The 12615-nt window shown below is 60.0% G+C and carries 11 protein-coding genes; 7 read left to right on the top strand and 4 right to left on the bottom strand.

Going from position 1 to position 12615, the window contains the following annotated elements; all coding sequences use genetic code 11:
* Nucleotides 1-109: 109 nt before the first annotated feature.
* The 7 genes from HU811_RS18115 to HU811_RS18085 all read left to right on the top strand — a co-directional run bounded on the left by HU811_RS18115 (nucleotide 110) and on the right by HU811_RS18085 (nucleotide 5699).
* Nucleotides 110-1099: an alpha/beta fold hydrolase gene (locus HU811_RS18115; protein ID WP_186657316.1), complete on the top strand. Its 990-nt coding sequence runs from the start codon at nucleotides 110-112 to the stop codon at nucleotides 1097-1099.
* Between the two features lie 127 nt (nucleotides 1100-1226).
* A complete protein-coding gene (gene rraA, locus HU811_RS18110) occupies nucleotides 1227-1718 on the top strand; it encodes a ribonuclease E activity regulator RraA (RefSeq protein WP_047227142.1) in 492 nt (163 codons plus the stop codon).
* Nucleotides 1719-1743: 25 nt separating this feature from the next.
* Nucleotides 1744-2739 (top strand): divalent cation transporter CmaX, encoded by a 996-nt coding sequence (cmaX, locus tag HU811_RS18105; RefSeq protein WP_047227143.1) that lies wholly within the window; start codon nucleotides 1744-1746, stop codon nucleotides 2737-2739.
* A gap of 63 nt (nucleotides 2740-2802) precedes the next feature.
* Nucleotides 2803-3048, top strand: a complete 246-nt coding sequence (locus tag HU811_RS18100) for a hypothetical protein (RefSeq protein WP_014337331.1) — start codon at nucleotides 2803-2805, stop codon at nucleotides 3046-3048.
* A 2-nt stretch (nucleotides 3049-3050) separates the two neighbouring features.
* Nucleotides 3051-3875: a mechanosensitive ion channel family protein gene (locus HU811_RS18095; RefSeq protein WP_047227144.1), complete on the top strand. Its 825-nt coding sequence runs from the start codon at nucleotides 3051-3053 to the stop codon at nucleotides 3873-3875.
* A gap of 91 nt (nucleotides 3876-3966) precedes the next feature.
* Complete coding sequence (gene sigX, locus HU811_RS18090) at nucleotides 3967-4557, top strand: RNA polymerase sigma factor SigX (protein WP_042729583.1); 591 nt, start codon at nucleotides 3967-3969, stop codon at nucleotides 4555-4557.
* 107 nt (nucleotides 4558-4664) lie between these two features.
* A complete protein-coding gene (locus HU811_RS18085) occupies nucleotides 4665-5699 on the top strand; it encodes an OmpA family protein (protein ID WP_092401779.1) in 1035 nt (344 codons plus the stop codon).
* A gap of 221 nt (nucleotides 5700-5920) precedes the next feature.
* Here the strand turns inward: HU811_RS18085 and cobA are convergent, their stop codons facing one another.
* The 4 genes from cobA to nirB are packed head-to-tail and all read right to left on the bottom strand — an operon-like array spanning nucleotide 5921 to nucleotide 12172.
* Nucleotides 5921-6676: a uroporphyrinogen-III C-methyltransferase gene (cobA, locus tag HU811_RS18080; RefSeq protein ID WP_186657314.1), complete on the bottom strand. Its 756-nt coding sequence runs from the start codon at nucleotides 6674-6676 to the stop codon at nucleotides 5921-5923.
* Between the two features lie 11 nt (nucleotides 6677-6687).
* Nucleotides 6688-9405, bottom strand: a complete 2718-nt coding sequence (locus tag HU811_RS18075) for a nitrate reductase (RefSeq protein WP_186657312.1) — start codon at nucleotides 9403-9405, stop codon at nucleotides 6688-6690.
* On the bottom strand, nucleotides 9405-9722 hold the full coding sequence (gene nirD / locus HU811_RS18070) for a nitrite reductase small subunit NirD (protein WP_092401770.1): 318 nt from the start codon (nucleotides 9720-9722) through the stop codon (nucleotides 9405-9407). The genes HU811_RS18075 and nirD overlap by 1 nt, the downstream gene beginning before the upstream one ends.
* Nucleotides 9719-12172 carry a nitrite reductase large subunit NirB gene (gene nirB / locus HU811_RS18065; protein WP_186657310.1) on the bottom strand — a complete coding sequence of 818 codons (2454 nt, stop codon included), beginning with the start codon at nucleotides 12170-12172 and terminating at the stop codon, nucleotides 9719-9721. Before nirB ends, nirD begins: the two co-directional genes overlap by 4 nt.
* Between the last annotated feature and the right edge of the window lie 443 nt (nucleotides 12173-12615).

Here is a 12615-nt window from a genome sequence, read left to right as displayed (position 1 = left end):
TCGCGAGCAGGCTCGCTCCCACAGGTTGCGCGGCTTGACCCATAGGCCCCTTTTGATTGAAGTAGGGCGGGCTCCAGGCGGATGCCGCCCTTTTTTGTGCAAGAGCATTATGCAAAGCAGCAGCAACCTTTTTCCTGTCGCCCTGATCAGCGCCGAGCGGCGTGGTGATCTGAGCGAAGATGTCTATCGTCTGAAGCCCGGCAATAGCCCGGACTACAGCGTTGAACTGGCCGTCACCCGACTGGGCATGGCCGACGGCAGCGAGGTTCGCGGCGTTCCCGTGATCCTGCTGCACGGCAGTTTTTCCAACCGGCGCTTCTGGTATTCGCCCAAGGGCCTGGGACTGGGGGCCTATCTTGCGCGGCTGGGCTTTGACGTGTGGATTCCCGAAATGCGTGGTCATGGCCTGTCCCAGCGCAATCACGACTACCGCAAGAACCGCGTGGCCGATTACGCTCGTTACGACCTGCCGGCTATCGGCGCCTTCGTGCGTGAGCAGAGCGGGCAGGTGCCACACTGGATCGGCCACTCTTTGGGCGGCATCACCCTGGCGGCCGCGTTGGGAGGCCACTATCTGGGCGAGCCGGCTGTGGCTTCGGCGGCGTTTTTTGGCGCCCAGGTCAGCCGCACCTATTGGCCGCTGAAGATCCCACCGGTGGAATGGAGCGGACGTTTCATTCTCAAGCGTTTTGCTCAATTGTCCGGTTCGCGGCTCAAGCGCGGCCCGGAGGACGAGCCCATCGGCCTGGCGCTGGAGAGCATGCGCTGGTATGGCCTGTTCGGGCGTTTCGGTGATGCGCAGAAGAACTGGTGGGCGGGGCTGGCCGATGTGCAGGTGCCGGTACTGGCGGTGAGCGCGACCGGCGACCAGCAGGACCCGACCTGGGCTTGCCGCAAACTTTTCGAGCAGGTCGGCTCTGCGCACAAACAGTTTGTCTGCCTGGGCCGGGAGCAGGGCTTTACCGACGATTTCGGTCATGTCGAGATGCTGGTCAGCAAAGCGGCCCATGCTGAGGTCTGGCCGCTGGTGGCGCGCTGGCTGGCAGATCAGCATGCACCGCTACTGGCGGATCCATCCAGGCTGGCCGAGGCGGTTTGAAGCGAAGGCTCTGACAAGGGCATTTCGCTCTTGTCGGCTTGCGGCTAAGATATGACGCGATACGCGGTTCCGGTCACAAACGGTTGCTCACTCAGCCTGACGTTCCAGCCTCTACAGGAGTTGTTCAATGAACCATTACCTCACGCCCGACCTGTGCGACGCCTACCCGGAGTTGGTGCAAGTGTTGGAGCCGATGTTCAGCAATTTCGGTGGCCGCGATTCCTTCGGCGGCGAAATCGTGACCATCAAGTGCTTCGAGGACAACTCCCTGGTCAAGGAGCAGGTGGAACTCAAGGGAAACGGCAAGGTGTTGGTGGTCGATGGCGGCGGCTCGCTGCGCCGGGCACTGCTGGGTGACATGCTGGCCGAGAAAGCGGCGAAGAACGGCTGGGAAGGGCTGGTGATTTACGGTTGCATCCGCGACGTCGACGTCATCGCCCAGACAGACCTTGGTGTCCAGGCCCTGGCCAGCCATCCGATGAAAACCGACAAGCGTGGCATCGGCGATCTCAATGTCGCGGTGACCTTTGCCGGCGTGACGTTTCGTCCAGGCGAGTATGTCTATGCGGACAACAACGGCGTGATTGTTTCGCCTAGCCCGCTGAAAATGCCTGAATGAAGCGTCAAAGCCATAAGGGATGAGGATGTTCGAGGAAGAAAACGCGCAATGGGGGCTGGTGCATGCCCTGGTGCTGGACGGTAATGGTGGCGCGCGTTCGATAGCCCGGACAGAACTCGACGATTTGCAGTTACAGGCCCACGAAAGCTTGTGGCTGCACTGGGATCGCAGTCATCCGCAAACCCACACCTGGCTGCGCAAATCCAGTGGCTTGAGCGAATTCAACTGCGACCTGCTGCTGGAGGAGAACACCCGGCCGCGCCTGTTGCCGCTGCCCAACGCCGAACTGCTGCTGTTTCTGCGGGGCGTCAACCTCAATCCGGGCGCTGAACCGGAGGACATGGTGTCGGTGCGGATCTTCGCGTCCCCCCAGCGAGTGATCTCCCTGCGCCTGCGTCCGTTGCGCGCCACCGATGAACTGTTGACGCAACTGGCCGAAGGCGAGGGGCCAAGGACCGCGTCGGAACTCATCCTTTATATGGCGCAGTACCTGACCAATAAGGTGCAGGATCTGGTCACCCAGCTCTCGGAAATCGTCGATAGCGAAGAAGAAAAGATTGATACCGACGAACGGTATACCCCCGAGCATGATGCCATTTTGCACATTCGCAGAAGGGCGGCCGGGTTGAAGCGGTTCCTGGCCCCCCAGCGGGATATTTTCGGCCAGATGACACGGCTCAAACTGCCGTGGTTTGTCGAGGATGATGGCGATTACTGGAATGAATTGAACAACAGCCTGACCCGCTACCTCGAAGAGCTGGAATTGACCCGAGAGCGCGTGGGGCTTGTGCTGGAGGCCGAGGACCGGCGTCTGTCGGTGCGCATGAATCGCACCATGTACCGCTTCGGTATCATCACCGGGATTTTTCTACCGATGAGTTTTCTCACCGGTCTTTTGGGCATCAACGTCGGCGGTATTCCGTTCTCCGAAAGCCCTTATGGCTTCCTGGTTGCATGCCTGTTGATGGTCGGCGTGGCCCTCGGGCAGTGGTGGTTGTTCCGCCGTTTGCGCTGGGTGTGACGGGGCGCCATGTGACCTGCCGAAATTTGATCGCGTCTTTCACAGACATCACGAGAGGTGCGTATGCACGATCCGTTTGAACAGTCTTTGCGCGACATGCTCAAGGCTTCGCCGTCCAGCCGGGACGACGATGCATGCCTGGGACGTGTACTGAAAACCGCCAATCGCCAGGTTGGCGCCGGCGATCTGTTCAGCCTGCTGGGCCGCTGGTTGCCCGCGCTGATGATTGCCCTGAATAACGGGTCGGCCCATGTTTCGCCGGTTTCCCGTCGTAAACCTGTTACTCGCACCGCTGATAAGGCTGATTGAATATGGAACTTGATCTCTGGACCCAGAGCCTCGTCACGGCAATGACCGCGTTGTGGACCAAGGTGGCTAATTTCATCCCCAACCTCTTCGGCGCCCTGGTGGTGCTGTTGTTGGGGTTCGTGGTGGCCAAGCTGCTGGACACCCTGCTTTCAAAACTGCTCGCCAAACTGGGGCTCGACCGCCTGATGGGCGGCACCGGCCTGACCAAGCTGCTGTCGCGCGGTGGCATTCAGGTGCCGATCTCGACCTTGGTCGGCAAGATCGTCTACTGGTTCGTTCTGCTGATTTTCCTGGTTTCTGCGGCTGAATCCCTTGGTCTTGAGCGAGTTTCAGCTACGCTCGACATGCTTGCGTTGTATTTGCCGAAGGTTTTCGGTGCCGCACTGGTATTGCTGGTGGGCGTTCTGCTGGCGCAATTGGCCAACGGGCTGGTGCGTGGCGCGGCCGAAGGTGTCGGGCTTGACTACGCCCAGGGCTTGGGACGAATTGCCCAGGGCCTGGTGATCATCATCAGTATTTCGGTCGCGATCAGCCAGTTGGAGGTCAAGACTGACCTGCTCAACCATGTGATCGTCATCGTATTGATTACCGTTGGTCTGGCGGTTGCGCTGGCCATGGGGTTGGGAAGCCGGGAAATCGCCGGCCAGATTCTTGCGGGAATCTATGTGCGTGAATTGTATGAGGTTGGGCAACAAGTGCGTGTTGGCGAGGTCGAAGGCCAGATCGAAGAGATCGGCACGGTGAAGACCACATTGCTGACCGAGGAGGGCGAATTGGTATCGCTCTCCAATCGGATCCTGCTCGAGCAGCATGTGAGTAGCCGCTAACCCGGCAAACCCTGCTAATGTATGCCGCCGCAAAATGCCCGTTAAGGCAGGCTGCGGCGCACATTGACCTAGACTGTCGGCCCGACTTGTTTTGAACAAACCCCAATCGCTATCCACGCGCTACGACCCCCGTGATCTCTCCGATGAGGAGTTGGTCGCGCGCGCGCATACGGAACTTTTCCACGTAACGCGTGCTTATGAAGAATTGATGCGCCGTTACCAGAGAACATTATTTAACGTTTGTGCGCGTTATCTGGGGAACGATCGTGATGCTGACGATGTCTGTCAGGAGGTGATGTTGAAGGTGCTGTATGGCCTGAAGAACTTCGAGGGGAAATCGAAGTTCAAGACATGGCTCTATAGCATCACGTACAACGAATGCATCACGCAGTACCGCAAGGAACGGCGAAAGCGTCGCTTGATGGATGCTTTGAGCCTGGACCCTCTGGAGGAAGCGTCTGAAGAAAAGGCGCCCAAACCAGAGGAAAAAGGTGGGCTGGATCGCTGGCTTGTCCATGTGAACCCGATCGACCGGGAAATTCTGGTGCTACGATTTGTCGCAGAGCTGGAATTCCAAGAGATCGCAGACATAATGCACATGGGGTTGAGCGCGACAAAAATGCGTTACAAGCGCGCTCTTGATAAATTGCGTGAGAAATTTGCGGGTATTGCTGAAACTTAGTTCGGCGCAAATATCTCTTACGTGTAGGCAAGTTCTGATAGACTTGTCGCCGAGTTGTCCCCCGGTTTGCGGGACTGCTTTACAATCACCAGATGGGGATTTAACGGATGAAACTGAAAAACACCTTGGGCTTTGCCATTGGTTCTTTGATTGCTGCCACTTCGTTCGGCGCTCTGGCACAAGGCCAAGGCGCAGTTGAAATCGAAGGCTTCGCCAAGAAAGAACAATTCGACAGCGCTCGTAACTTCAAGAACAACGGCAACCTGTTCGGCGGTTCGATCGGCTACTTCCTGACCGACGACGTTGAGCTGCGTCTGGCTTACGACGAAGTGCACAACGCACGTTCCGACGACGGTCGTAACATCAAGGGCTCCAACACTGCCCTGGACGCTCTGTACCACTTCAACAACCCAGGCGACATGCTGCGTCCGTACGTATCGGCTGGTTTCTCCGATCAGAGCATCGGTCAGAACGGCCGTAGCGGTCGCAACGGCTCCACCTTCGCCAACGTTGGCGGCGGTGCCAAGCTGTACTTCACTGACAACTTCTACGCCCGTGCCGGCGTTGAAGCTCAGTACAACATCGACCAGGGCGACACCGAGTGGGCTCCAAGCGTCGGTATCGGTGTGAACTTCGGTGGCGGCTCCAAGCCTGCTGCTGCTCCAGTTCCAGCTCCGGCTGAAGTCTGCTCCGACAGCGACAACGATGGCGTGTGCGACAACGTCGACAAGTGCCCTGACACCCCAGCCAACGTAACTGTTGATGCTGATGGCTGCCCAGCTGTTGCTGAAGTCGTACGTGTTGAGCTGGACGTCAAGTTCGACTTCGACAAGTCGGTCGTTAAAGAAAACAGCTATGGCGACATCAAGAACCTGGCTGATTTCATGAAGCAGTACCCATCCACCAGCACCACTGTTGAAGGTCACACTGACTCCGTCGGTCCTGACGCTTACAACCAGAAGCTGTCTGAGCGTCGTGCAAACGCCGTTAAAGACGTTCTGACCAACCAGTACGGTGTTGAATCGTCCCGCGTTCAGTCTGTTGGCTACGGCGAATCCCGCCCAGTTGCCGACAACGCTACTGACGCTGGCCGCGCTGTAAACCGTCGCGTAGAAGCAGAAGTTGAAGCCGAAGCTAAGTAATTAGCCCACAGCTTTGGAAAAGCCCGGCTTAGGCCGGGCTTTTCTTTGCCTGCGATTTGGGAAATGAGGGGGGCGCCACAGTTCAGTTGGTTAAAAACACCAAACCTGTGGGAGCAAAGCTTGCTCGCGATAGCGGTGTGTCAGCCCGTATGAATGTTGCTGACCCTACCCCATCGCGAGCAAGCTTTGCTCCCACAGGTTCGGTGGCGCTTGTGTTATTGCTACAGCGCTGAAGCCTGGACCCACGCAGGTTGCGATCCCTCCAATTCGGCAGCACCCGCCACTGCCCCAATCACCAGAATCGCCGGGCTTTTGAGTTGAAATGCGCCTGCATCGGCTTCCATTGAGGCCAGATCACTGCGGCAATCACGCTGATGGGGCAGGGAGGCATTTTCGATCATGGCCACCGGCGTGTCCGCCGCCAGGCCTCCGGCCAGCAGTTGTTCGCGGATCTCGCTCAGTTTCGCCACCCCCATGTACACCACCAGGGTGGTCCCGCTTTGTGCCAAGGCTTGCCAGTTCAGGCTGCTACCGTCCTGGGTGTGGGCGGTGACCAGCGTGACGCCCCGGGCAATCCCACGCAGCGTCAGCGGAATATCACATTGCGTCGCACCCGCAAGGCCGGCCGTAATCCCATTGACCAGCTCCACTTCGACGCCATGCTCGCGCAGCCACTGCGCCTCTTCGCCACCCCGGCCGAAGATGCACGGGTCGCCGCCCTTGAGGCGTACCACGCATTTGCCCTGCCGGGCATAACGCAGCATCAGCCGATGGATAAAAGCCTGGGGCGTGGAACGGCATCCGCCGCGCTTGCCCACGGCGATGATCCGCGCGCCAGGGCAATGCTCCAGCACCGCATCGTTGACCAGATCGTCGATCAACACCACGTCGGCTTCGCCCAGGGCGCGCACGGCTTTGAGGGTCAGCAATTCAGGGTCGCCAGGACCTGCACCTACCAGCCAGACTTTTGCGTTCATAGTGCTTTTCCTCACGAGACAGCGGCCACTGGTTGCGCGGTGGCAACCAGCAGGCGTTTGATTTCCGGTACACAGGAGCCGCATTGCGTGCCGCAGCCCAGCTCCTGTTTCAGCCCTTGCAAGTCCAGGCCACGTTCAATGCCGGCGCAGATCGCACGCTGGCTGACGTTCATGCAGTTGCACAGTGTTTTGCTGCCGCCAACGGCGGCGCCGGCATTGCCTGGTGGGGCGCTCAAAGGTGCTAGCAGCCAGCGCCGCAACTGCTCATCGGCGCGGCCTTCCAGCCACAGGTTTTGCAGCCAGTGGCGGGCCAGGGTTTCGCCGGCCAGGCGAATGGCGGTGATGCGACCGTTCTCGATTCGCACGCGTTTACCGATGGACCGCCGCGGGTCGTCATAGGCCAGCACCGGCCCTTCGATCAGCCCCAATTGCTCGTCGATCGCCTGCAGCAACTGCGGTTCGGGGGCGACCGCGCTGGCCGCGCGAATCAGCAACGCGGGACGTTCGCGCCCAGTCAGGCTCAGGCTGACGTAGGCAAACGCCTCGCACAGTGGTCGCAAAGTCTCCAAGTGCTGTTGAACATCGCCTTCGACCAGGGCGAAAAGCTGCCAGGGCAGGTTCACCGGTTCCAGGCGCACGCCGCTGTGTTTGAGTTCCGGTTGCTTTGACAGGGGGTCGAAGGCCGGTTGCGTCAGGGTATTGACCCCACCCTTGAGAAAACGGTCGCCCCAGTGCATGGGCAGAAACGCCTGGCCGGGGCGCACGCTGTCGTCGCTGTCCACCGCCACGATCACGGCGCCACGGCGGCTCTTGAGGCTGACCAGGTCACCGGCTTGCAGGCGATGGCGAAGCAGTTCGTCAGGATGCAGGCTGAGCACGGCTTCGTTCACATGGCCGAACAATTGCGCTGCGGTGCCGGTGCGGCTCATGCCGTGCCATTGGTCCCGCAGTCGGCCCGTGTTGAGGGTTAACGGGTAACGGGCATCGCGCAGTTCTTTGGCGGCTCGATACGGCTCTGCGACAAACCGCGCGCGGCCAGTGTCGGTTGGAAAAATTCCGTCCAGATACAGGCGCGGTGTTCCGCTGCTGGCGCCTTGCGGGAAGGGCCATTGCTGAGGACCGAGTTGATCGATCAGCGCATGGCTGATACCGGACAAGTCCAGGTCGCGGCCACGGGTCAGTTGCTTGTATTCATCGAACAACTGGGCCGGGGTTTCAAAGGCGAACAGGCTGGGTTGACCCGGGCGCAGGCGTTTCTCCAAGCGTTGGGCGAAGTCCACTGTGATCGACCAGTCCGGTCGTGCTTCGCCCGGTGCGGCAATCGCCCGGCGGACGTGGGAAATACGCCGTTCGGAGTTGGTCACCGAACCTTCTTTCTCGCCCCAACTGGCCGCTGGCAGCAGCAGGTCGGCAAACGCGGCGGTTTCGGTGGTCCGGAAGGCCTCTTGCAGCACCACGAATGGGCAGGCTTGCAGGGCCTCCCGTACCGCCGTCTGGTCAGGCATCGACTGCGCGGGGTTGGTGCAGGCAATCCACAGCGCCTTGATCTTGCCACTGCGAACCTGTTCGAACAGTTCGATGGCGCTCAAACCCGTGGTCGCGGGCAATTGCTCAACACCCCAGTAGCGGGCGACTTCGGCGCGATGTTCGGCGTTGGCGGCGTCGCGATGACCCGGCAGCAGGTTCGACAAGCTACCGGTTTCCCGACCGCCCATGGCATTGGGTTGACCGGTCAGCGAGAAGGGCCCGGCGCCCGGCCGGCCGATTTGCCCGGTGGCCAGGTGCAGGTTGATCAACGCGCTGTTCTTCGCACTGCCGGCGGTGGATTGATTCAAACCCATGCACCACAGCGACAGGAAGCTGGGCGACGTGCCGACCCATTCGGCGCACTGGTGCAGTTGCTCGACGCTGATGCCGCAGATTTGGGCGACCATGGCCGGGGTGTAGTCGCGCACCAGGTTCTTGAGGTCCGCCAGGCCTTCGGTGTGGGCCTTGATGAAATCGCGGTCGACCCAGTCTTCCCACAACAGCAGATGCAAAATCCCATGGAACAATGCGACATCGGTGCCCGGCAGGATCGCCAGATGGAGGTCGGCCAGGTCGCAGGTGTCGGTACGCCGTGGGTCGATGACGATGATTTTCATCTGTGGCCGGCGGGACTTGGCTTCCTCGAGGCGGCGAAACAGGATCGGATGGGCGTAGGCCATGTTACTGCCGACAATCATCACGCAGTCGCTCAGCTCCAGGTCTTCATAGCTGCAGGGCGGCGCATCGGCACCGAGGCTGCGCTTGTAGCCCACCACGGCGGAGGACATGCACAGCCGGGAATTGCTGTCGATGTTGTTGGTGCCCACCAGCGCCCGGGCGAGTTTGTTGAAGGCGTAGTAGTCCTCGGTCAGCAGTTGCCCGGAGATGTAGAACGCCACGCTGTCGGGGCCGTGTTCGGCGATGGTATCGGCGAAGATGCTGGCCGCGTGATCCAACGCGCTGTCCCAGTCTGTGCGCGCTCGGGACAGGCCCTTGCCCAGCCGCAGTTCGGGATACAAGGCGCGCGCGGCGAGGTCGCCGGTCAGGTGCAGGGTCGAACCCTTGCTGCACAGTTTGCCGAAGTTGGCCGGGTGGGCGGGATCGCCACTGACGCCGAGGATGCGCTCGTCGTCATGTTCGATCAGCACGCCGCAACCGACCCCGCAATAACAGCAGGTCGAGGCGGTGGTTTGACGGCTCATCAGCTTGCTTCCCGCAAGGCCAGCATCACCCGGCCGTTTTCGACCCGCGCCGAATGATGATGAGCGCAACCCACATCTGGGGCTTGGGCTTGGCCGGTTTCCAAGTCGATCTGCCAGTTGTGCAGCGGGCAGGCCACGCGCTTGCCATAGATCAACCCTTGGGACAGTGGGCCACCCTTGTGCGGGCAGCGGTCATCGAGTGCGAAAACCTCATCGTCGCTGGTACGAAAAATCGCAATATCGCCTTTCGGGCCATTGATGATGCGCGAGCCCAGGGCGTTGATCTCTTCCAGTGCGCAGATATCCAGCCAGTTCATGCCGGCACCTCCAGGTTTTTCACGGGGATGACTTCAAACTCTTTCTTCAGCTGGGGCTGTTCCAGGCGTTCTTTCCATGGGTCCTGTTCCAACGACAGGGAGAACTTCAGGCGGTCATGCAAGGCTTTGCGTCGTTGCGGATCTTCAAGTACCGCTTTCTTGATGTGCTCCATGCCGACCCGTTGCATGTAGTGCACGGTGCGTTCGAGGTAGAAGGCTTCTTCGCGATACAACTGCAGGAATGCGCCGTTGTATTCGCGCACTTCTTCGGCGGTCTTGAGTTTGACGAAGAATTCGGCGACCTCCGTCTTGATCCCGCCGTTACCGCCGATGTACATCTCCCAGCCGGAATCGACGCCGATAATGCCGACGTCCTTGATGCCCGCTTCCGAGCAGTTGCGTGGGCAACCGGACACGGCCAGCTTCACTTTGTGGGGCGACCACATGTTGAAGAGGTCGTGCTCCAGTTCGATTCCCAGTTGGGTGGAATTCTGCGTGCCAAAGCGGCAGAACTCGCTGCCCACGCAGGTTTTTACGGTGCGGATGGATTTGCCATAAGCGTGGCCGGACGGCATGTCCAGGTCTTTCCAGACTCCGGGCAGATCCTGCTTTTTGATCCCCAGCAGGTCGATACGCTGGCCGCCGGTGACCTTGACCATCGGCACGTTGTACTTGTCGGCCACGTCGGCAATGCGCCGCAGTTCAGACGGATTGGTCACGCCACCCCACATCCGCGGGACGACGGAATAAGTGCCGTCTTTCTGGATGTTGGCGTGGGCACGCTCGTTGATCAGGCGCGACTGCGGATCGTCGTGGGCTTCGCCGGGCCAGGTGGAAATCAGGTAGTAGTTGAGCGCCGGGCGGCAGGTGGCGCAGCCGTTCGGGGTGCGCCAGTTCAAGTAGCTCATGGTTGCGGCGATGGTCAGCAGATGCTGGTCGCGGATCGCCTGGCGAATCTGCCCGTGGTTGAGGTCGCTGCAACCGCAGATGGCTTTTTCACTTTTCGGTTTGACGTCCGCCGCGCCGCCCACGGTGTTGATCAGGATCTGCTCCACCAAACCGGCGCAGGAACCACAGGAGCTGGCGGCCTTGGTGTGTTTTTTTACGTCATCGACGCTGAACAGTCCATGCTCCTGGATCGCCTTGACGATGGTGCCCTTGCACACGCCGTTGCAGCCGCAGACTTCGGCGGTGTCGGCCATGTTCATGGCTTTGTCCTGGCCTTGGTGTCCTACGTCGCCCAAAGCATTTTCGCCAAACATCAGGTGATCGCGGATTTCGCTGATGGTGTGGTTCTCACGGATCTGACGGAAATACCAGCCGCCATCTGCCGTATCGCCGTACAGGCAGGCGCCGACCAGCACGTCGTCCTTGATCACCAGCTTTTTATAGACGCCGCCAATAGGGTCGGAAAGGGTGATGGTTTCCGTGCCTTCGCCGCCCATGAAGTCCCCGGCGGAGAACAGGTCGATGCCGGTGACTTTGAGTTTGGTCGAGGTCACTGAACCCTTGTAGGTGGCGAAGCCCAGTTGCGCGAGGTGGTTGGCGCAGACCTTGGCTTGCTCGAACAGCGGTGCCACCAGGCCATAGGCGGTCCCACGGTGGCTGGCGCATTCACCGATGGCATAGATGCGCGGGTCGTAGGTTTGCATGGTGTCGTTGACCAGAATCCCGCGGTTGCAAGGGATGCCGGACTTTTCCGCCAGTTCGGTATTGGGGCGGATACCGGCCGCCATCACCACCAGGTCGGCCGGGATGATGTCACCGTTCTTGAATTGCACCGAGCCAACCCGACCATTGCCAGCGTCGTGCAGGGCTTGCGTCTGTTCGCTCAGGCGGAATTTCAGGCCACGGTTTTCCAGGGCGGTTTGCAGCAACTGACCGCTGGTTTTGTCCAGCTGACGCTCCAGCAGCCATTCACCCAGGTGCACCACGGTCACGTCCATGCCCCGCAGTTTCAAGCCGTTAGCGGCTTCCAGGCCCAGCAGCCCACCGCCGATCACCACGGCGTGTTTGTGGGTCTTGGCGGTGTTGATCATCGCCTGGGTGTCGGCGATGTCGCGGTAGCCGATGACACCCTCCAGGCTGTTGCCGGGAATCGGCAGGATGAACGGCGTGGAGCCTGTGGCGATCAGCAGGCGGTCGTATTCGGCTTCGCTGCCGTCTTCGGCGATGACCCGGCGCTTGATTCGGTCGATCTCCACGACTTTGCGGTTGAGCAGCAGTTTGATGTTGTTGTCCAGGTACCAGCTCAGATCGTTGAGCACGATCTCTTCAAACGTCTGCTCGCCGGCGAGCACGGGCGAGAGCAGGATTCGGTTGTAGTTGGTGTGAGGCTCGGCGCCGAACACCGTGATGTCGTACAGCTCATTGCTCAGCTTGAGCAGTTCTTCGAGGGTTCGAACCCCGGCCATGCCGTTGCCGATCATCACCAGTTTGAGTTTTTTCATCAGGGTTCTCCGCAAGCCCAGACCGGTTTCGTCACGTTCATCACGGCGTTCGGGCTGGCTCGGCAATTTTTACGAAAACAAAAAAAAAGGCGTCCCGCTAGCAAGCTAGCGAGGACGCCTTTGTCCTGGTCCCGTTCTCTCGGGAAGCACCGCCTTCATCGTTGGAGGCGTGGCTTTATGTATGGTGAGAGAGGCTATGCAGTGGTTGTGCCAAGTGGCTTGAGGATGCGGATTTACTGGGCAAACGACGGGCTGCACGCGTGGGGCAGGGATTTATTGCACCGAATCAAAGCGGGTTGCCCGGTAATGGAGCGTTTGTCGGGGAAAGATTGTATGGCCAGTCAGGCCGCCATCGCGAGCAGGCTCGCTCCCACAGAGGGCTTCAGTGCATGCTGAAGCTGCAGATCAAGCAAATTCCCTGTGGGAGCGGGCTTGCTCGCGAA

The organism is Pseudomonas tehranensis, from assembly GCF_014268615.1.
GTDB lineage: Bacteria > Pseudomonadota > Gammaproteobacteria > Pseudomonadales > Pseudomonadaceae > Aquipseudomonas > Aquipseudomonas tehranensis.
This window is presented reverse-complemented; position numbering and strand designations above follow the sequence as displayed.

Excerpts from the sequence above, each read along its gene's own strand:
- nirD (WP_092401770.1), bottom strand. The coding sequence starts at position 9,722 with ATGAACTGGCTGGATATCTGCGCACTGGAAGAGATCAACGCCCTGGGC.
- rraA (WP_047227142.1), top strand. The coding sequence starts at position 1,227 with ATGAACCATTACCTCACGCCCGACCTGTGCGACGCCTACCCGGAGTTG.
- HU811_RS18085 (WP_092401779.1), top strand. The coding sequence starts at position 4,665 with ATGAAACTGAAAAACACCTTGGGCTTTGCCATTGGTTCTTTGATTGCT.
- HU811_RS18075 (WP_186657312.1), bottom strand. The coding sequence starts at position 9,405 with ATGAGCCGTCAAACCACCGCCTCGACCTGCTGTTATTGCGGGGTCGGT.
- HU811_RS18095 (WP_047227144.1), top strand. The coding sequence starts at position 3,051 with ATGGAACTTGATCTCTGGACCCAGAGCCTCGTCACGGCAATGACCGCG.
- HU811_RS18100 (WP_014337331.1), top strand. The coding sequence starts at position 2,803 with ATGCACGATCCGTTTGAACAGTCTTTGCGCGACATGCTCAAGGCTTCG.
- HU811_RS18115 (WP_186657316.1), top strand. The coding sequence starts at position 110 with ATGCAAAGCAGCAGCAACCTTTTTCCTGTCGCCCTGATCAGCGCCGAG.
- nirB (WP_186657310.1), bottom strand. The coding sequence starts at position 12,172 with ATGAAAAAACTCAAACTGGTGATGATCGGCAACGGCATGGCCGGGGTT.
- cobA (WP_186657314.1), bottom strand. The coding sequence starts at position 6,676 with ATGAACGCAAAAGTCTGGCTGGTAGGTGCAGGTCCTGGCGACCCTGAA.
- cmaX (WP_047227143.1), top strand. The coding sequence starts at position 1,744 with ATGTTCGAGGAAGAAAACGCGCAATGGGGGCTGGTGCATGCCCTGGTG.